The sequence below is a fragment of the Pseudomonas sp. NFACC46-3 genome (assembly GCF_900114515.1).
Lineage (GTDB): Bacteria > Pseudomonadota > Gammaproteobacteria > Pseudomonadales > Pseudomonadaceae > Aquipseudomonas > Aquipseudomonas fluorescens_Q.
Genome location: NZ_FOTH01000014.1, coordinates 74,219 through 93,516 on the forward strand (window position 1 = coordinate 74,219; position 19,298 = coordinate 93,516).

The window sequence follows — 19,298 nt, forward strand, 5'->3', positions numbered from 1 at the left end:
GGCCTACTCCTTGGCGACGCGTTTCATGTCCGCATCCATCATCATGCGGATCAGGGTGTCGAGGTCGGTCCTGGGCTTCCAGCCCAGGACGCGTTGTGCCTTGGCCGGGTTGCCGAGTAGCGCTTCGACTTCGGCCGGGCGGAAATACGCCGGGTCGATCTTGACGAAGTCACGGTAGTCCAGGCCCACGTGTTCGAAGGCAATCCTGCACATCTCGCGCACGGTGGTGGTGACGCCGGTAGCCACTACGTAATCGTCGGGGGTGTCCTGTTGCAACATCAGCCACATGGCCTCGACGTAATCGCCGGCAAAGCCCCAATCGCGCTTTGCGTCGATATTGCCCAGGCGCAATTCCTGCTGCTTGCCCTGCTTGATGCGTGCAGCGGCGTCGGTGACCTTGCGGGTGACGAACTCGATGCCACGCAGCGGTGATTCGTGGTTGAACAGGATGCCGCTGCTGGCATGCAGGCCGAAGCTTTCCCGGTAGTTGACGGTGATCCAGTGGCCGTACAGTTTCGCCACGCCATAGGGGCTGCGTGGGTAAAACGGGGTGTGCTCGTCCTGCTGTTCGGCCTGGATCAGGCCGAACATTTCGCTGGTGGACGCCTGGTAGAAGCGCGTATGCACGCTGAACTGGCGAATGGCTTCGAGCAGGTGGGTGACCCCCAGCCCGTCGACGATGCCGGTGGTCACCGGCTGGTCCCAGGAGGCCGCGACGAAACTTTGCGCGGCCAGGTTGTACACCTCGTCCGGCGCCGACTTGATCACGGCCCGTTGCACGGAGCAGGCATCGGCCATGTCACCGTCCAGGTAAACGATGTCCTGTTCGATACCCATTTCTCGCAGTCGCCAGCGCGAGTCGCTGCTGCGTCGCGCCACCAGGCCGTGAACCTTGTAACCCTTGTCGAGCAGCAACTTGGCCAGATACGCGCCGTCTTGACCGGTGATCCCTGTGATCAATGCACTTTTCATTCTTGTTGTACCCGTATCTCCCAGTCGGACAGGATCGCCCGCAAGGATTGTTGTGTTGTTGTTTCAGGCGTCCATCCGGTGGCCTGTCGTAGCTTGGCTGGGCTACCACAGACGCGACGCTGTTCTGCGCGGCGAAGACGCGCAGGGTCCTGGATCAGTTGCACGTCGACCTGGGCGATATCGCCCAGTTGTTCGATCAGGCTGCGAATGCTCTGCTCGCGGCCCGAGCAGATGTTGTAGACCTGTCCCGGGGCGCCTTTGTCCAGCAGGGCCAGGTAGGCCGAAATCACATCGCCGACATCGAGGAAATCGCGAGTCACGTCGATATCGCCCACTTGCAGCCGAGCCGGTTGCAGGCCCAGCTTGATCCGGCTGATTTGCCGGGCGGCGCTGGCAATGACGAAGCTGTCCTTCTGCCCGGGACCGATGTGATTGAACGGGCGGGCCACCAGCACCGGCCAACCTTCGCTCATGCCCCATTGCAGGCTCAGCAGTTCGGCCGACAGCTTGCTCACGGCATACGGGTTGCGCGGGGAGGGTAGTTGCAGTTCGGTAATCGGCAGGTGGTCTTCGCTGATCTGGCCATAGACATCACCGGAGCTGACATACAGGAATGTGCCGGTGAAACCCCGGGCCTTGAGGGCCTGGAGCAGGTTCAAGGTGCCCAGCAGGTTGATGTGCAGGGTGCGTGCCGGATCGCGGAAGGCTTCGGGGACAAAGGTCTGTCCCGCCAGGTGGATCACGGCGTCGGGAATCTCGGGCCAGAGGCCTTCCAGGGTCTTGGCATCCGTCAGGTCGTAGCGGGCAGCGACAGGCATCACCTGCCACGCCGAATCATGACCGTTCAGTCGAGATTTGAGGTGACGTCCAACGAAACCGCTGAGGCCCGTAACGAACAGACGTTTTTTCAAGCACCAGCCCCCTTCGACGGCTGCTTCGTCTAGCGCGAACTGAGTGGGAAATTTCCGTAAGATCGGGGAAAAATCACTCAACGATCGATCTGGAGAAGCGTTTGTTGTAGTTGTTTGGTTGCCAATCTGTGCCAATTTCGAAGTAATTTCAACAGCGCAAACCGTGACCGGTCAGTTCTCATATTTATAGCGGGTTTATTCTCGCCGAGCGGTTCACGAACCCTTGGTGGATGTGTTTAGAATGCCCTCGTCACGACGCCCACCGAACCTGATTTTCAGGCCGAACCGCAGGCCAATGACTGACTAAAAACAAGAACGAGACGGGTAACAAGACGATGGGTGGGCGTGGCCCCGGGCCGGTTCGATCCATGACTTGACCGTCCTGAATTGGGATCGCCGGGATGGCGATTCCATGATGGGGTACCATGAACTTCATTCTTTACTCGGATGTTAACGATCTCTCCGTCGGCCAGGCCCTCGACTGTGTTGAGAACAGCCCTTACCTTTTGCTCACGGCCTATCGTCCCATGCTGGAAAGCCTGGGACGGGTGCACGTGGTGTCCTCAGTGGCCGAGGTCGATCCGCTTTACCAGAGATTTCAAGAGGCGGGCCAGGATTGCCTGTTTCTCTCATTTTCACCCCCTCACAACACGCCCACGGATCTGCTATGCCCGATGGTCTGCGTGCTCGCCTGGGCGTTCGACTCGATCCCGACCGAGCATTTTGGCGATGACCCTGGGCGGGACTGGCGTCGTACTTTGAACCGCCATGGCCGGGTGATTGCGCTGTCAGGCCACGCAGCCGAGGCTATTCGCCGTGCGTTGGGCGAGGATTTCCCCGTGTTGGTCCTGCCCGCTCCGTTGTGGGAGCGTTTCGCGGTGGTTCGTGAGCAATATCCAAGCAGGCCGGTCAATCCGGGCATGGCCCTGCATATCAAGGGCTGCATCATCGACAGTCGCTTTCTTGGGTTGTCGGCCGATGGTTTGATTGCACCTCTCATTGAAGAGAGGCCGGAGCAGGTGTTCACGGCTCCCGAGGTGGTCATCGAGCCTGTCATCGAGCCGCCGGTCCCGACCTGGCGACGTCGTGGGTTCATTAGTCGGCATTACCTGAGGGAAATTTTCAGAGCCTTCAACAGTGATGGTGAGCAGGGGACGTTGTGGCTGATCAAGCACAACCTGCTGTGCTGGTATCGCGAAGCGGTCCGGGACCTGATGCCTGTTTTTGCGCGCGTGTTGCTCAGTAGAGTCCTTCGAGGAACCCCTGCGCCGCCGGTTACCGTGGTGGTCGAGCCATTGCCAGAACCTGTCCGGGAACCTGTCCCGCCGGAGCATCCCCAGGCCGTTTTGCCGGATACCAGCCAGACGGCAGAGACTGAAGTCAGCGGTGTCGTCTATGTCAGCGTACTCGACCCGCTGGATGGGCAAAAAAACTGGCTTCACCTGATAACGGCTTTCTGCTGGGCCCTGCGTGATGTCGAGGATGCCACGTTGTTGCTGAAAATCACGCAGAAGGACTTGTCGGCCTACTACGTCGAGTTGCTGACTCTGCTATCCCAGCTATCGCCATTCAATTGTCGGGTGGTGGTGTTGCACGGCGACCTGGCGGATGAGCAGCTTATCCGTTTGTATGGTGCGGCGACTTATTACGTCAATGCGTCCCGCTGTGAAGGGGTGTGTCTGCCGCTGATGGAATACATGTCTTGCGCACGTCCGGCGATTGCGCCGGATCATACTGCGATGCGTGATTACATCGACGCCGAGGTGGCTTTTGTCGTCAAGTCCAGCCGTGAGCCTACGCCCTGGCCGCAAGACACGCGTCTGCTGTATCGCACCCTGAGCTATCGGCCTGACTGGGGCTCATTGAAGCAGGCCTATCAACAAAGCTATGCCATGGCCCGGCATCAGCCGAATGCCTACCAGGCCATGGCGTCGGCGGCGAGCGAGCGCATGCGTCGCCATTGCGATTTCGCTCCGGCTGAGCAACGGCTGGCGGCTTTTCTCGCGGGACCAAGTCGCGATGAAACGCCGGCGTTCATAGTCCAGCCAGGGTCCGTATCATGCTGATCATTATTTATTCAGAAACCAACCAGACCAATATCCTGGAAAATCTCGGCAAACCCGAATACAGCTACTACTTCGTACTCAAGGAATTCCGTCCGGTGTTGGAGCGTTTGGGGCGGGTCATTGAAGTGTCCCGGCCGGATGAAGAAGTCGATCAGCTGTATGCCGATTGCCTCACTCGTGGTGAGGACTGCGTATTTTTTTCGTTTTCCCCACCCCATCGCACCGCGATCCACTACGCCTGCCCTACGGTTCCCGTGTTTGCCTGGGAGTTCAGCACCATTCCCACTGAAAGCTGGCAAGGTGAACCTCGTCACGACTGGCGCATGGTACTCGGCGCGACCGGCATGGCGATTACCCATTCCAGTTTTACCGTCAATGCCGTGCGTGACGTGATGGGGGCGGATTTTCCGATTGCCGCTATCGCTGCACCGGTGTGGGACCGCTTTGCCGCTCGCGGTACGGTGTTGGCGCAAAGGCCGACAGTGGATCAAATGCACCTGCAGTTGCGGGGTCTGTTGATCGACAGTCGCACCGCCGACCTGCGGCCCTATGGTCCGCCGGAGCATCTGCCCGGTGCCCCCGTGGTTTTTGAAACTGCGGCCCAGGACTGCGAGTTGGTACTTGACGGTGTGATCTATACGTCGGTGTTCAATCCTTATGATGGGCGCAAGAACTGGCAGGATATGATCAGCGCGTTCTGTGCCACATTCCGTGATATTGCCGACGCGACCCTGGTGCTCAAGCTGACCCATCATGATATTGCCGGCGCGCTCACCGACATGCTGCACCATCTTTACCGGAGCCAGCCGTACCGCTGTCGCATCGTATTGATTCATGGCTACCTGGCGGACGCGGATTACGAGCGACTGGTGGGCGCTACGCGGTATGTGGTCAACAGCTCCTACGGCGAAGGGCAGTGCTTGCCGCTGATGGAGTTCATGTCCTGCGGGCGACCGGCCATTGCACCTCTGAACACGGCGATGGCCGATTATATCGACCACGATAATGCCTTTGTGGTGGACTCCTGTGAGGAGTCGACGGCCTGGCCACACGATCCACGTTCGGCATACCGTACCTTGCGTTATGTCACGGATTGGGACTCATTGTGCTCTGCCTATCGCGCTAGCTATGACGTAGCCAAAAACGACCCCGAACGTTATCGCCGGATGTCGGCCCATGCTGTGCGCAAGCTTGAGATGTACTGCAGCCAGGCCAATGCCGAACGGCAGATGCGCACGTTCTTGGCGGACATGTACGAGCGACGTCGGAACGCGGATCAACCCCGGCCCGGACCTTCGACTGAACCTGTGTTGCCGTCCGAAGGAGGCGTTTCGCCCCGTAACGTTGGATTCAGCGATGCAATTCTTGATGGCTGGTTTGCTAATGAAACCGGTGAACTGCTTAAAGGCTTTGCCATAAAAGCCGGCGACACATTCTTGGATGTCGGCTGCGGTGAGGGCTGGGCGACGTCCTTCGCACTGCGCCAGGGGGCATCTCTGATCTTTACCGACAGTGAGCATGACAAGGTGCGGGACCTGGCGCGTCAGGTCGCGACCCAGACGAGCGCGCCCTTCCTGGGGCTGGTGAGCAACAGCCTGCCGCTGCCTCTGGCCGATGGTTGTGCGAACAAAATTGCGTGTATGGAAGTGCTCGAGCATGTCGACCACCCGGAATTGTTCATGGCTGAACTTGTGCGCATGGGTCAACCCGGGGCGCAGTATCTGCTCAGCGTGCCCGCGTCGGTGGGCGAGCATTTGCAGAAAGGTATTGCGCCACCTGGCTACTTTCAAACACCCAACCATGTGCGGATTTTTAGTGCCGACCGGTTTGCCGCTTTAGTGGAGGACGCCGGACTGGTCATTGAGCATCGCCAGGCCAGCGGATTCTTCTGGGTCATGGGCATGATTTTCTTCTGGGCTAGCGAAAAGGCGGCGGGGCGGGACCTCAAGGGCGCCGTGCATGATCGTATCCGGGCGCCGTACCCGCCGCTAATGGAACGTTGGGCCAGCCTCTGGCAGGACTTGCTGACGCAACCCGACGGCCTGGCTATCAAACAGATACTCGACCAATTCATGCCCAAGAGCCAGGTCATCATTGCTCGCAAACCCAACCCTTCGTGTGGGAACGCATCATGAGCAGCAAGCGAATCATGGATATCGAATTGCTGCGCGCCATTGCGGTAATCGGCGTGCTGTTCCATCACATACAAAGCATGCCGCTACCGGGTGGGATGCCGCGTCTGGCAGCCACGGCCGATATTTTTCAGCTGTGGTGGGGGGTGGATTTGTTTTTCGCTATTTCCGGATTCGTCATTGGTCGCAACCTGATTCCTCAGTTACGCCGCTGCGACACGCCTCGACAATTCTGGGCCACTACCCGTGAATTCTGGATTCGCCGGGCGTTTCGCCTGTTGCCCTCGGCCTGGCTCTGGTTGTTACTGGTGTTGTTCGCGGTGTTTTTCTTCAATCGCTCTGGCGCGTTTGGCAGTGTCGAGGCCAACCTGCAGGCGACGCTGGCCGGATTCCTGCAATTTGCCAACGTACGCTTTGGCGATGCCTTCATGCGTTATGAATACGGCGCGAGCTTCGTGTACTGGACGCTGTCGCTGGAAGAGCAGTTCTATTTGATTTTGCCTTTGCTGGTGTTCGTCTCGCGCCGTTACCTGGTCTGGGTGTTGCTGGCGGTGGTGCTGTTGCAGTTGTTCACCATGAGAGGCTTGTGGCTGATGGTTTTTCGTACCGACGCCCTGGCCCTTGGTGTGCTGCTCTCGGTCTGGAGCCTGCGGTCGGATTACGAGCGGTTCGAACCAAAATGGTTACGCCGGTCGGGCCTGGGTGCTCTGTTGATAATGGGGCTCGGTGGCGTAATGGCTGTGATCGCGACTGAGCATTTCAATTTGTCGTTCTATCGCATAGGGGTCATAGCGCTACTCAGTGCCGTGCTAGTCTGGGTGGCTTCCTACGACCGAGATTACCTGCTGCCGCCCAGTCCGGTGAAAACAGCGTTGACCTGGGTTGGCAGCCGATCCTATGGCATCTATTTAATTCATATTCCGGTGTTTTTCCTGCTACGTGAGCTGTGGTTCCGTTTCTCACCGCTGGGATCGCCTGACATGGCGAGCCACCCCTGGCTGGCGTTGACCTGCGGGTTGTCGTTGATTGGGCTGCTGAGCGAGCTCAACTATCGTCTGGTGGAAATGCCCTTGCGCGCTCGTGGTGCTCAACTGGTGCAACGCTTGTCCGCCAACCGGACCGTCCTTCCTGCCTCTGGAGCCCCGTCATGCTGAGCCTTTTGAAGAAACTCACCATGGGCACGCCCGCGCCCGCTGAGCCGGTCGCCGACAAGGTCGACCCGTACATGCTCGGGTTGCACGATGCGGTGCTCAGCGGCTGGTTCAACCAGCAAACTGACGAGCTGTTCACCGGTTTCCCGGTGAGCCCTGGAGACACGCTGCTGGACGTGGGATGCGGCGATGGCGGTAACGTGCATTTTTGTGCGATGCGCGGGGCGAAGATCATCATCGCCGACATCGACGCGGCCAAGGTCGAGGCCACTCGCCAACGCTTGAGCGACACCCCTGCGCGCGAAGTCGAGTGCCACGTGACCGACTGCAACCCGCTGCCGATTGCCGATGCCACGGCCACGCGGGTGGTGTCCACCGAAGTCATCGAGCATGTCGACGACCCGGCGCAGTTCCTTGCCGAACTGGTACGGGTCGGCCAGCCCGGGGCGCTGTACCTGTTGAGCGTGCCGCACCCCAGCTCCGAAGACCTGCAGAAAGACATTGCCGCGCCGGAGTACTTCCGCAAGCCCAACCACATTCGCATCATCAGCGAAGAGCAGTTCAAGGCGATGGTCAGCGAGGCCGGGCTTACGGTGTTGAGCCACAGCCAATACGGTTTCTACTGGTCGATGTGGATGCTGTTGTTCTGGGAAGCCAAGGTCGATCTCAGCAACGCCGACCACCCGTTGCTCAATCATTGGGCCGCCACCTGGCAAGCGGTGCTGAACTCACCGCGTGGGGCGCAGATCAAGCAGGCGCTGGACGCGGTGGTGGCCAAGAGTCAGGTGATTATTGCGCGTAAGCCGGGCGGGCTTTCATAGCGCCTGTGGCGAGGGATCCGGGTGGCGTAATCTGCCGGGCTTTATGGGTGGAAGGCTTCATGACTGTTTTTTTCCGGCTCTCCCTGGCCCTTGCCTTGTTGCTTTTGGGGGCCTGCGAACAACCTCCGGCCCCGGCCCTCGATCAACAGCTCTACATCTGGCAACGCCAATGGATCCCGGCCCACGCGCTGGCGCTGCGTCAAAGCCGGGGAGATTTTTCCACGCTGCGGGTGCTGGCGTTGCAGGCTTTTCCCGGGGCGGGCTGGAGCCGTGCGCGGATCGATTCGGCCTTGCTCAAGGCTGATGGCCGTCCGCTGATCGCTGTGATTCGCCTGGACGGTCAGCTCAAGGCTTTGGACCAGGACGAGGTGATCGCGCAGATCCAGCAGGTGCTGGGCGATTGGCAAGCCCAAGGCCTCACCCCGGCAGGGGTAGAAATCGACCACGATGCGGGCAACGCGCGGTTGCCGGCTTATGGAAAGTTCCTCGGCCAACTGCGGCATGTCCTGCCGGCCAACGTGCGGCTGAGTATTACCGCGCTACCGGCCTGGCTCGACAGCCCAGCATTGCCTGGGTTGTTGGAAACGGTGGACAGCAGCGTGCTGCAGGTCCACGCGGTGAGCGACCCGAGGCAGGGATTGTTCGATCCGAAACAGGCTCGGCACTGGGCGCAACGCTGGAGCGACATCACCACACGGCCGTTTTATCTGGCCCTGCCGGCATACGGCGTGGCGCTGCTGACCCAGGAGAGTGGCGCGCCGATGGTGGAAAGCGAAGTGCCGATCGATCGCGGTGGCGAGCGGCGGGAGTTGCTGGCCGATCCGCAACAAGTGGCCGGGCTTGCGGCAGATTTGCGTGCCGATCCACCGAAACATCTCGCTGGATTGATCTGGTTTCGCCTGCCGCTGGCCGGCGACCGACGGGCATGGAGCCTGACCACGCTCGGCGCCGTCGCCCGGGGAGATAACCTGGACAGTCGCTTGGCGTTGCAGTGGGGGGAGCAGGGTGGTTTGTACGATATCCGCCTGGTTAACCAGGGCAATCTCGACAGTCCCTGGCCCCAGCGCCTGACGCTGGCTGTCGGCGCGTGTGACGGCGTCGATGCCTTGGCCGGCTATACGTTGCAACAAACCCCCGGACTGCTTACCTTCACCCGCATTCAGGAAGGCCGCTTGGCGGCTGGCAGCCAACGGGCAATCGGTTGGGCGCGCTGTACGAAAATTGACCAAGGAGGTTTCAATGTTTACCCGTAAGTGGCCTCGTCACCTGCTGTGCCTGAGCCTTTGCCTGCCGCTGGGCCCGGCGCTGGCTTGCGGGCCGGATTTCCCGATGCGCCTGCTGGATAACCGCGCCCAGTCGCTGGCCGAATTACCCGAAGGCAGCTTTCGCTTCGAGGTCAGCCGTCTCGGCCAGGCGATTGCCGGGCTCAAGCCGGCCACCGAGGCGACACGCAACCCGGACTACAGCTATGACGACCCGCCTTCCTACGTTGAACAACGCAACCAGGCCGAGCAGATCGGCCTGACCCCGCCGCAGCAAGCGGTGGTGGAGCGCCTGCGAGCCCTGACCGATGTTGACCAGGTGGCAGCCGAAGCGGCCAACCTGCCTGATGAGCTGCGCTTGTATGCGATTGGCGCGGCGGCTTTCAACATCGGTGAGCATCAGCGCGCTGTGGAGGCGTTCCAGCAATTGCTGGCGTTACCGGCTGACCAACGTCGGTTGCGCAGCACCTGGGCCGCATACTCCCTTGGCCGGGCGTTGTTTGCCGTGAGCACCGAGGCCGGCAGCGGCGACCCTGTGGTCTTGCAGGACCAGGCGCGAGCGGCGTTTCGCCTGGCCCGCGAGTTGAGCATTGCCGGCTTCAGCGATCCGCTGGAACTGGGCGTCGCCAGCCTTGGCGAAGAAGCCCGGGTGGCCTACACCGCTGACGATTGGGACAGTGCCATCGGCCTGTATGCGATCCAGAACCTGCAAGGGTCTTCGGTCGGCTACAGCTCGTTGCTGCAATTGGCCGGTGATTTGAGCGTCCAGCCGGATGAGCGCTTGAGCGAACTGCTCAAGACCCCGTTGGTGCAGCGGTTGGTCACCGCCTACCTGCTCAGCCGCGTCGGCTGGTGGGACGGTGAAGAACCCTCGGGCGAGAAAAGGCTGTTCGAACTGTTGCAAGCCAACGCCCGGGACAATCTGGGCGATGCCGACCGTTTGGCGGCGGTGAGTTACCAGCACGGCGATTACGCCAGTGCCCAGGCTTTTGCGCAAAAGGCTGCCGACACCGGCCTGGCCTGGTGGGTGCGTGCCAAGCTGGCCTTGCGCGACGGCGACAAAGTGGCCGCGGCGGCGGCTTATGCCAAGGCTGCCCAGGCTTTCCCGAACGATGAATCCTGGGGCAGCCGGCGGACACCGGATTGGAACTTCGAGTCGGTGCAGCCCAAGTGCCGGGTCGAAGGTGAAAGCGCGATCCTGGCCTTGCAGCGCGGCGATTACCTGCAAGCCTTCGATCAGCTCTATCGCGGCCAGAGCAACTATTGGTACGACGCTGCCGCAGTTGCCGAGCGTGTGCTGACGGTGGATGAGCTCAAGCAGTACGTCGACGCCCAAGTTCCGGCGCCACCGGCGTTGAGTCAGGAGGATCGGGACAACTACGTGCCGCTGCCGGTGGCTGCGAGCCTGCGCAATCTGCTGGGTCGTCGCTTGCTGAGGGAGGGGCGCTTTGATGAGGCACCGGCTTATTTCGATAACGCAGACTTGCAGAACAAGGCCCGCGCCTATGGGCAATTGCGCCAGGACGCGGAGTCCAAATGGTGGCCAACCCGACGGGCCGAGGCCTATTTCAATGCGTCCTGGATGGCGCGCAAATGGGGCATGGAGTTGCTTGGCTATGAGATGGCGCCGGATTACGCCAGCCTGGGAGGCAATTACAGCCTGGAACCGGTTGAGCTGAAGGTCGGGCCGCTGGTGGCCGAAGGCGAAGTGCAACGCCAGCAGGCCAGCGCCGCGCAGCCGGATGTGCGTTATCACTACCGGTTCGTCGCCACGGCGCTGGCGAGCCAGGCGGCGGATCATTTGCCGCATACCAGCCAGGCGTTTGCGGCGGTGCTGTGCAAAGCGGTGGGGTACAACTCCAGCCTTGAGGAACAAAGCGCGCTGTATCAACGCTATGTGAAGGAAGGTCCGTATGTGGATTGGGCCGGGGATTTCGGTCATCAATGCCAGGAACCGGACTTCAGCAAGGCGAACAAACGCTACGTGACCCAGGCCTTGGACCCGATGCGTTCGGCGCTGCGACCTTACAAGGCCTGGTTGGAAGTGGGCGGGGCGGTGCTGGTGGTGGCCGTGGCGTTGGGATTGATCAGTCGGCGCCGGCGCAAGGCGCGGATGTCGGCTAGCTAACGGGCGAACACCGATTGTGGCGAGGGAGCTTGCTCCCGCTCGGCGGCGAAGCCGTCGTAGAATCGGCTGATGCGATTTGCCCGAAAATCGCGTCAGCCGATTTGGGGCGGTTGCGCCACCCAGCGGGAGCAAGCTCCCTCGCCACAGGTGTTCATTCCCGCTTTGCGTTGTTCCTACATCTGTGTCGCCATCCCCTCCACATTCATGGCCGCCTGGCGCAAAGCCTCCGAGCGGGTAGGGTGTGGGTGGCAGGTCAGGGCGATGTCCTCGGCTGAGGCGCTGAACTCCATGGCCACGCAGTATTCACCGATCATCTCACTGACGCTCGGGCCTACCAGGTGCACGCCAAGGATCTCATCGGTGCGTTCATCGGCCAGGACCTTGGCGAACCCTTCGGTCTCATGGTTGATCTTGGCTCGGCTGTTGGCGGTGAAGGGGAACTTGCCGACCTTGTAGGCACGGCCTTCGGCCTTGAGTTGTTCCTCGGTCTTGCCGACGCTGGCCAGTTCCGGACGGGTGTAGATGACGCTGGGAATCAGCGCATAGTTGACCTCGGCGGCCTTGCCGGCGATCTGTTCGATGCAGGCCATGGCTTCGTCTTCGGCCTTGTGGGCCAGCATCGGTCCGGACGTCACATCACCGATGACCCAGACGCCGGGCGCTTCGGTCCGGTGATTCTGGTTGGCGAGCATGCCGCGCTGGTCAGGGCTCAGCCCGACGTTCTCCAGCCCCAGTCCTTGCGTGTAAGGCCGACGACCGATGGCGACCAGCACGTAATCGGCATCCAGGGACTGTGCTTCGCCGCCCGCTGCCGGTTCGATCTGCAATTGCACGCCGCTGGCCGAGGTCGTGGCGCCGGTGACCTTCGAACTCAACTTGAACTGGATACCTTGTTTAGCCAAGGCCCGCTGCAAGGTCTTGCCGGCCTCGCCGTCCACGCCCGGGCAGATGCGATCGAGGTATTCCACCACGGTCACCTGGGCACCCAGGCGCCGCCAGACCGAGCCCAGCTCGAGGCCAATGACGCCAGCGCCGATCACCACCAGATGCCGGGGCACCTCACCCAGGGACAAGGCGCCGGTGGAGTCGAGGATGCGCTGGTTGTCGATTGGCACGCCTGGCAGCGGCATAGGTTCCGAGCCCGTGGCGATGACGATGTCCTTGGCGCTGAGTTCGGTCTTGGCGCCATCGTCGCCGGTAACGATCACCTTGCCGGGCCCGTCGATGTGGCCCCAGCCTTTGATCCAGTCGACCTTGTTCTTGCGAAACAGAAACTCGATGCCCTTGGTCAGGCCGGCCACGCTTTCGTCTTTCTGCTTCATCATCTGCGCAAGGTTGAGGGTGGGGCTGACTTCAATGCCCAGGTTGGCGAATTCCGCTCCCGTGGCGGCTTCGTACAGTTCCGAGGCATGCAGCAAGGCCTTGGAGGGCATGCAGCCGACATTCAGGCACGTGCCGCCCAGGGTGGCTCGGCCTTCGACACAGGCGGCTTTCAACCCCAACTGCCCGGCCCGAATCGCCGCGTTATACCCGCCGGGTCCGCCGCCCAGAATGATCACGTCGTAGTTGCTCATCGCTGCTCTCCTGCTTGGCCTGATAGAAAATTATGCTCGTAATATGAGCGTTTCCGCAGATTTCGGTCAAGGCTTAAGTCAAGAGGCCTGCGTTGGCCTTGTCATGAAGAATTCAAAACGGAAATTTCACAGGAATCGTTATAAGGTAACGGCATATAACGCAGCCTCAGTGGGCATTTGTCCACGGGCCGGATTTTGATCGCCACGAGTGTTGGGGTGGTATGCAAGTCGATCTTGATGTCGAAGGGGCACAGGTGGCCGAATGGCCGCGTTTTCAGCAGGCGTCGTTCCAAGGGCGCCGCTTGAAGCAGATCGCCTTCGCCCTGGGAAGCGTGGCGGGTTTGGGGCTGGTACTGGCATTTTTTATCGGGGTGTTTTCGCCGCAATCGCTGTGGCCGGTTCTGCTGGTCAGCCAAGGTGCGGGACTCTTGGTGTTGGTAGCGGGTTTGCAATCGGCCTGGTGGGTGACGCAATGGCGTAGCAGGGCGCTGCTGCCAGCTGTGGATAACCCGCCTGTGGAAAACGAGCCTGTTGATAACCTGGGTTGGTATGAGCGGCTGCTGGAGCGAATCGGCGCACGCGGGGTCGGTCTGCTGAAACTGATCGGTGCGCCTGCGTTGTGGCTGGCCGGTTGGTCATTGCTGGTATTGCTGGGCCTGGAGCAAGCCTGGAATTTGCAACTGCCGGCTGCCGCCCTTGGTGTCCCCGCCAGTGTGGGGGCGGTGTTGTCGTTGTTGTTGGCATTCGGGCTATTAGTGTTCGAGCGGCAATTGGCCCAGCAATCTCCCGGTGAGTGGCCGGAAGCGCCGCCGCTGGCGCAACTGACGCGGGTGGCGATCATCGTGCTGGTGCTCGGCGCTTTGTGTTTGTTGTTCGTCGCAGAAACGTCCATCTGGCCGCTGCGCCTGGCCGTGCTGATGGGGCTGTTGCCGGGCGTGGTGGCGGCCGAGTTTTTGCTGCGGGCTGTGCTGTCGTTATTCATTCCGCGCCGGGACGCCCTGGAACCGACGCTCTTGGGCCGCAGTGTGATCGCCGATCTGCTGCGCTGGCCGCCGCAACCGTTGCTGGCCTTGCAACATGAACTGCACAACCGTTTTGGCATCGACTTGCGCCAGATCTGGGCCTTCAGCTACATGCGCCGGGCTTTTTTGCCGGTGGTGGCGCTGGTGGTGCTGGTGGGCTGGTTGTTGACTGGCGTGCACGAAGTGCCGCTGCAGGGGCGTGGCATCTATGAGCGCTTTGGCAAACCGGTAGAGGTGTTCGGCCCGGGCTTGCATGTCGCGTTGCCTTGGCCGTGGGGCAGGGTGCTCAACGTCGAGAATGGCGTTGTGCATGAACTGGCGACCAGCGTCGCGGAGAATCGAGCAATGGTCGAGGCTGAACCGGCGGAGGGACCGGCGCCGGCAATCGCCAATCGGTTGTGGGACGCCAGCCATGTGAATGACAAGTCCCAGGTCATTGCCAGTCGTCGTGCCGACCAGCAGAGCTTCCAGATCGTCAACATGGACGTGCGCTTTGTCTACCGCATCGGCCTGACGGACGCCGCGGCCTTGGCGGCGACCTACAACAGCGCCGATGTGCCGACGCTGATCCGCAGCACCGCCAGCCGCATCCTGGTGCATGAGTTTGCATCGCGCACGCTGGATGGTTTGCTGGGTGCTGACCGTGTCAGCCTCGCCGATGAAATCGGTCGCGCCGTCCAGGCTGATTTGCAATCGCTCGATAGCGGTGTGGAAATCCTGGCGACCGTTGTGGAGGCGATTCATCCACCGGCTGGTGCGGCCAATGCCTACCACGGCGTGCAGGCGGCGCAGATCGGCGCGCAGGCATTGATCGCCCGAGAGCGCGGCGCGGCGGCCGAACAGACCAACCAGGCACAGTTGCAAGCCAGCGTCGCCCATGACCAAGCCACGGCCACCGCCCGGGAAATCAACGCAACCGCCCAGGCCGCCGACCTGAGTTTTAGTGCCGACCGCAAAGCCTACGCCACCGCGGGACACGCTTTTGTGCTGGAGCATTACCTGGGCCAACTCAGCCAGGGCCTCGCCAATGCCCGGTTGCTGATTCTCGATCATCGCCTGGGCGGCAGCGGCAACGCGCCGACCATCGACTTGCGTACCTTCACGCTGCCGGCAGACCCTGCGTCGCCGCGTAACCCTGTCCCGCCAGGAGCTGCCCATTGAGCCCGTCCTCTTCACACGATCACCACGACCACGCTGGTCACGATCACGGCCATGCTGGTCATCAACATGGTCATCATCACCACCATCATGGCGATCCGCAGCAGGCCGGTCCGTTCCCGTGGCGGCGCATGGGTTGGGCAGCGTTGCTGGTGGCGTTTGCCGTCGCGGCCGCAAGCCTGGTGCAAGTGCGCTCGGGGGAGGCCACGGTCATCACCCGTTTCGGCAATCCGGCGCGGGTGCTGCTGCAACCTGGCTTGGGTTGGCGCTGGCCGGCACCGTTCGAGGCGGCGATTCCGGTGGACCTGCGGTTGCGCACTACGTCCAGCGGTTTGCAGGATGTTGGCACTCGTGATGGACTGCGGATCATCGTCCAGGCCTACGTGGCGTGGCAGGTGCAGGGTGACCCGGAAAACGTGCAGCGTTTCATGCGCGCGGTGCAGAACCAACCGGACGAAGCCGCACGGCAGATCCGCACCTTCGTCGGCTCGGCGCTGGAAACCACCGCCGCCAGTTTTGACCTGGCGAACCTGGTTAACACCGATGCCAGCCAGGTGCGCATCGCCGATTTCGAAGCTCAGCTGCGTCAGCAGATTGATCAGCAGTTGCTCACCACTTATGGCGTGCGCGTGTTGCAAGTCGGCGTTGAGCGCCTGACCTTGCCCTCGGTGACGCTGACGGCGACGGTGGATCGCATGCGCGCCGAGCGTGAAACCATCGCCACCGAACGCACCGCCATCGGCAAGCGCGAAGCGGCGCAGATTCGCTCCGCCGCAGAACGTGATGCGCGAGTCTTGCAAGCCGATGCCACGGTGAAAGCCGCGGATATCGAAGCGCAGTCGCGAGTAGAAGCCGCTGAGATCTATGGTCGGGCATACGCCGGCTCCCCGCAGCTCTACAATCTGCTCCGTTCGTTGGACACCTTGGGCACCATTGTCAGCCCAGGGACGAAGCTGATTTTGCGCACCGATGCGGCACCATTCCGTGTCCTGGTGGACGGTCCGGTTTCCGTGGACGGCAAAGGTGGAACACAACCATGAGTTTGGTTCCACGTGGAACAAACGAGTTATCCAGCCCGTGGATCCAGGCCGGACGCCTGGCATTTCTTGCGCTTTACGCCGTCACGGTGTTGGCGGCGTTGGCCTGGGTCTTTTCCAACGTGCGGCAGATTGATCCGCAGAATCGCGCGGTGGTGCTGCACTTTGGCGCCTTGGATCGCATCCAGAATGCCGGTCTTTTGTTGGCGTGGCCTCGTCCTGTGGAACAAGTCGTCTTGCTGCCCGCTGCGGATCGGGTGCTTGAGCGGCGGGTGGAGAATCTGCTGCGCTCGGATGCGGCCCTGCAGGCTGATCGTGTGGCCAGTTTCGCCACGCCGGTTAGCGATGCTTTGGCCGGCTCTGGTTATTTATTGACCGGTGATGCCGGCGTGGTGCAACTCGATGTGCGGGTGTTCTACAAAGTCACCGACCCTTACGCCTTCGTCTTGCAAGGTGAACATGTCCTGCCGGCACTGGACCGATTGGCGACCCGCAGTGCCGTGGCCCTGACCGCAGCCCGGGACTTGGACACCATTCTGGTGGCTCGCCCCGAACTGATGGGCAGCGACAACCAGGCGGCCGAACGCCGCGAACGCTTGCGTGGCGATCTGGTGCAGGGGCTTAACCGGCGCCTGGCTGACCTGGCGGCGACGGGGCAGGGGTTGGGCATCGAAGTGGTGCGGGTCGATGTGCAATCGAGTTTGCCGGGGCCGGCGGTGAGTGCCTTCAACGCGGTGCTGACGGCCGGCCAGCAGGCCGATAAAGCCGTGGCCAACGCGCGCACAGAAGCCGAAAAGCTCTCCCAGTCCGCTCGCCAAGACGCCGACCGTGCCGTGCAAGTTGCCCATGCCCAGGCCAGCGAACGACTCGCCAAGGCTTCGGCCGACACGGCCACGGTGCTGGGCTTGGCGAAGACCCAAGGCAGCGATCCGCAAATGCTGCTGCGCCTGTATCGCGAACGCATGCCTGCCATCCTTCGCCAGGCCGGTTCAGTGACGACGGTCGACCCGAAAGACGATGCCCGTCTGATCATCCAGGGAGCCGGACAATGACCGCCCAAACCAGCGCCGCACCAATGTTGTCCTCGACGGAACAACGCATCGCCGCCAGGCAACTGACCTTGGCGATGCTTGCCCTCGGCTTGCTCGCATTGGGGCTGGTATGGCGCGGCTGGTCGCCAGAGCAGAGCGGTGTCAGCCAACTGCTATTGGGGTTCGCCTCGCTATTGGTGGCGGTGCCGGTGATGCGTTCGGCCTGGTACAGCTTGCGTTACCCAAGCCTGCACGGGATTACCGACCAACTCATCGCCCTGGCGATGCTCGGTGCCTGGGCCACTGGCGACCTGCTGACGGCGGCGTTGTTGCCGATCATCATGATCTTCGGGCATGTGCTGGAAGAGCGCAGCGTCATTGGCTCTCAGGAGGCGATCCATGCCCTTGGCCAACTGACCCGCAGCCAAGGTCGCAAGGTGCAGGCCGACGGTTCGATCATCGACGTCGACAACGCGACACTCCAGCCCGGCGATGTCGTGGAGGTGCGCGCTGGCGATCGAGTGCCGGCCGATGGTCGGGTGTTATCCGGCCAGGCCAGCCTCGACACCGCGCCCATCACGGGTGAGTCGGTGCCGTTGGAGGCTGTGGTCGGCACAGAAGTCTTTGGTGGCGCGATCAATCTGGATGGCCTGCTGCGCCTGGAAGTGACCCGGACCGGCGAAGAATCAACCCTGGGCAAAGTCATCGCCCTGATGCAAAACGCCGAACGCTCCAAGCCACCCATCACTCGCTTGCTGGAACGCTACGCCGGCAGTTACCTGGTGCTGGTGTTGCTGCTGGCGGCGGTGACCTGGTTCGTGACCAACGATGCCCAGGCGATGCTGGCGGTATTGGTCGCCGCTTGTCCTTGTGCGTTGGTGCTTTCGGCGCCGGCCACCGCCATTGCCGGGATCGCGGTGGCGGCGCGCCACGGGATCCTGATCCGCAGCTCGGCTTTCCTGGAAGAACTGGCGGACCTGACGTCGTTGGTTGTCGATAAGACCGGTACTTTGACCTACGGCGTCCTGCGCCTGCAATCCATCGAACATGCCCAGGATGCTCCCTCATCGTTGCTGTTGCCTTTGGCTGCCAGCCTCGGTTCGGCCAGCAGTCATCCGGTCAGTCGGGCGTTGGCAGGGCTGGCGGAGCAGGAAGACAGCCTGGCGCTGACGGACATTCATGAACGCCAGGGGTTGGGGGTGGTCGCGATGACCGTCCAGGGCGAAGCGGCGCTGGGGCGACCGGAGTTGTTTGCACAACTGGGCATTCAAACGTCAGCGGTCCCGGAACATGACGGCCCGATTGCCGGCCTGGCCCTGGACGGGCAGTTCCTCGCCTGGCTGTTGCTGGCCGACAGCGTCAAGCCGGAGGCGCGGGTTGCCATGGCCGAGCTGCGCGAGCTGGGCCTGGGACGTCAGTTGCTACTGACCGGCGACCGCCAGAGCGTGGCCACGACCCTGGCCCGGGATGTCGGCATCGGCGACCTGCAAGCCCAGGCCCTCCCTGAAGACAAACTCAAACGGGTCATGGCCGAAATCGACCATGGGTTCCGCCCCATGGTGGTGGGCGATGGCATCAACGATTCCCTGGCGCTCAAGGCCGGAGTGGTGGGTGTCGCAATGGGCGCAGGCGGTGCAGACATCGCACTGGCGTCGGCAGACATCGTGCTGATCGGCAGCGACTTGCGCCGCCTCGGCACCTGCGTGCGATTGAGCCGCCAATGCAGGCGCACGTTGCAGGTCAACGTGATCATTGGCTTGGGCTGGACACTGGCAATCGTCGCCTTTGCCGCCTTCGGCTGGCTCGGTGCGGCGGGGGCGATGATCGCCGCGCTGCTGCATAATCTCAGTACCCTGCTAGTGTTAGGTAATGCGGGGCGATTGCTGCGATTCCAGGAGCCGCTCCTGAAAATCCAAGCGAAGGGAGCCGTTGGATAACCCTTGGCGAACTGTGCGTCACCCTTGCAGTCTCTGTTGGAGAGGGCGTACCCATACTGGCGTTACCCGGCACAAGGAGTGAATTTGGGACAGTGA

The 19,298-nt window shown here is 61.8% G+C and carries 13 protein-coding genes and 1 pseudogene; 11 read left to right on the forward strand and 3 right to left on the reverse strand.

All coding sequences use genetic code 11. From position 1 onward, the window contains the following. Nucleotides 1–3 precede the first annotated feature (3 nt). Both gmd and BM300_RS15785 read right to left on the reverse strand, forming a co-directional pair. Nucleotides 4–972, reverse strand: a complete 969-nt coding sequence (gene gmd / locus BM300_RS15780; RefSeq protein ID WP_092221143.1) for a GDP-mannose 4,6-dehydratase — start codon at nt 970–972, stop codon at nt 4–6. Next, entirely contained in the window at nt 969–1,883 is a 915-nt protein-coding gene (locus tag BM300_RS15785; protein ID WP_063323688.1) for a GDP-mannose 4,6-dehydratase, read from the reverse strand. The genes gmd and BM300_RS15785 overlap by 4 nt, the downstream gene beginning before the upstream one ends. A 425-nt stretch (nt 1,884–2,308) precedes the next feature. On the opposite strand from BM300_RS15785, the gene BM300_RS15790 reads away from it, so the two are divergent. The 7 genes and pseudogenes from BM300_RS15790 to BM300_RS15815 all read left to right on the forward strand — a co-directional run bounded on the left by BM300_RS15790 (nt 2,309) and on the right by BM300_RS15815 (nt 11,443). Further along, nucleotides 2,309–3,949, forward strand: coding sequence for a glycosyltransferase (locus tag BM300_RS15790; protein WP_092221148.1), 1,641 nt, complete (start codon nt 2,309–2,311; stop codon nt 3,947–3,949). After that, a pseudogene (locus BM300_RS15795) lies at nt 3,943–5,232 on the forward strand (glycosyltransferase); the annotation flags it as partial. The gene BM300_RS15790 and the pseudogene BM300_RS15795, both read left to right, overlap by 7 nt. A 24-nt stretch (nt 5,233–5,256) precedes the next feature. Beyond that, complete coding sequence (locus BM300_RS31165; protein ID WP_371914663.1) at nt 5,257–6,084, forward strand: class I SAM-dependent methyltransferase; 828 nt, start codon at nt 5,257–5,259, stop codon at nt 6,082–6,084. Continuing rightward, the gene (locus BM300_RS15800; protein ID WP_092221150.1) at nt 6,081–7,235 is read left to right on the forward strand and encodes an acyltransferase family protein; all 1,155 of its coding nucleotides are present in this window, start codon (nt 6,081–6,083) and stop codon (nt 7,233–7,235) included. The genes BM300_RS31165 and BM300_RS15800 overlap by 4 nt, the downstream gene beginning before the upstream one ends. Continuing rightward, complete coding sequence (locus tag BM300_RS15805; RefSeq protein ID WP_092221153.1) at nt 7,229–8,053, forward strand: class I SAM-dependent methyltransferase; 825 nt, start codon at nt 7,229–7,231, stop codon at nt 8,051–8,053. The genes BM300_RS15800 and BM300_RS15805 overlap by 7 nt, the downstream gene beginning before the upstream one ends. Before the next feature lie 59 nt (nt 8,054–8,112). Then, nucleotides 8,113–9,306 (forward strand): DUF3142 domain-containing protein, encoded by a 1,194-nt coding sequence (locus tag BM300_RS15810; protein ID WP_092463277.1) that lies wholly within the window; start codon nt 8,113–8,115, stop codon nt 9,304–9,306. Then, nucleotides 9,293–11,443 (forward strand): hypothetical protein, encoded by a 2,151-nt coding sequence (locus BM300_RS15815; protein ID WP_092463279.1) that lies wholly within the window; start codon nt 9,293–9,295, stop codon nt 11,441–11,443. Before BM300_RS15810 ends, BM300_RS15815 begins: the two co-directional genes overlap by 14 nt. Nucleotides 11,444–11,616: 173 nt before the next feature. Here BM300_RS15815 and lpdA read toward each other — a convergent pair whose 3' ends face one another. Beyond that, complete coding sequence (gene lpdA, locus BM300_RS15820; RefSeq protein WP_092463281.1) at nt 11,617–13,017, reverse strand: dihydrolipoyl dehydrogenase; 1,401 nt, start codon at nt 13,015–13,017, stop codon at nt 11,617–11,619. A 221-nt stretch (nt 13,018–13,238) separates the two neighbouring features. On the opposite strand from lpdA, the gene BM300_RS15825 reads away from it, so the two are divergent. From BM300_RS15825 to BM300_RS15840, 4 genes are read left to right on the forward strand one after another with little or no spacing between them, the layout of a single operon-like run. Then, the gene (locus BM300_RS15825) at nt 13,239–15,200 is read left to right on the forward strand and encodes a protease modulator HflK (RefSeq protein WP_092463283.1); all 1,962 of its coding nucleotides are present in this window, start codon (nt 13,239–13,241) and stop codon (nt 15,198–15,200) included. Next, the gene (gene hflC / locus BM300_RS15830) at nt 15,197–16,237 is read left to right on the forward strand and encodes a protease modulator HflC (RefSeq protein ID WP_092463285.1); all 1,041 of its coding nucleotides are present in this window, start codon (nt 15,197–15,199) and stop codon (nt 16,235–16,237) included. Before BM300_RS15825 ends, hflC begins: the two co-directional genes overlap by 4 nt. After that, nucleotides 16,234–17,286 (forward strand): protease modulator HflK, encoded by a 1,053-nt coding sequence (gene hflK / locus BM300_RS15835; protein ID WP_063323700.1) that lies wholly within the window; start codon nt 16,234–16,236, stop codon nt 17,284–17,286. The genes hflC and hflK overlap by 4 nt, the downstream gene beginning before the upstream one ends. Then, nucleotides 17,283–19,202 carry a heavy metal translocating P-type ATPase gene (locus tag BM300_RS15840; protein ID WP_092463287.1) on the forward strand — a complete coding sequence of 640 codons (1,920 nt, stop codon included), beginning with the start codon at nt 17,283–17,285 and terminating at the stop codon, nt 19,200–19,202. Before hflK ends, BM300_RS15840 begins: the two co-directional genes overlap by 4 nt. The last annotated feature ends 96 nt before the right edge of the window (nt 19,203–19,298 follow it).

Coding starts and splice junctions, on each gene's coding strand:
- BM300_RS15825 (WP_092463283.1), top strand. CDS start 13,239: ATGCAAGTCGATCTTGATGTCGAAGGGGCACAGGTGGCCGAATGGCCG.
- BM300_RS15805 (WP_092221153.1), top strand. CDS start 7,229: ATGCTGAGCCTTTTGAAGAAACTCACCATGGGCACGCCCGCGCCCGCT.
- lpdA (WP_092463281.1), bottom strand. CDS start 13,017: ATGAGCAACTACGACGTGATCATTCTGGGCGGCGGACCCGGCGGGTAT.
- BM300_RS15790 (WP_092221148.1), top strand. CDS start 2,309: ATGAACTTCATTCTTTACTCGGATGTTAACGATCTCTCCGTCGGCCAG.
- BM300_RS15810 (WP_092463277.1), top strand. CDS start 8,113: ATGACTGTTTTTTTCCGGCTCTCCCTGGCCCTTGCCTTGTTGCTTTTG.
- hflK (WP_063323700.1), top strand. CDS start 16,234: ATGAGTTTGGTTCCACGTGGAACAAACGAGTTATCCAGCCCGTGGATC.
- BM300_RS15840 (WP_092463287.1), top strand. CDS start 17,283: ATGACCGCCCAAACCAGCGCCGCACCAATGTTGTCCTCGACGGAACAA.
- BM300_RS15800 (WP_092221150.1), top strand. CDS start 6,081: ATGAGCAGCAAGCGAATCATGGATATCGAATTGCTGCGCGCCATTGCG.
- gmd (WP_092221143.1), bottom strand. CDS start 972: ATGAAAAGTGCATTGATCACAGGGATCACCGGTCAAGACGGCGCGTAT.
- BM300_RS15815 (WP_092463279.1), top strand. CDS start 9,293: ATGTTTACCCGTAAGTGGCCTCGTCACCTGCTGTGCCTGAGCCTTTGC.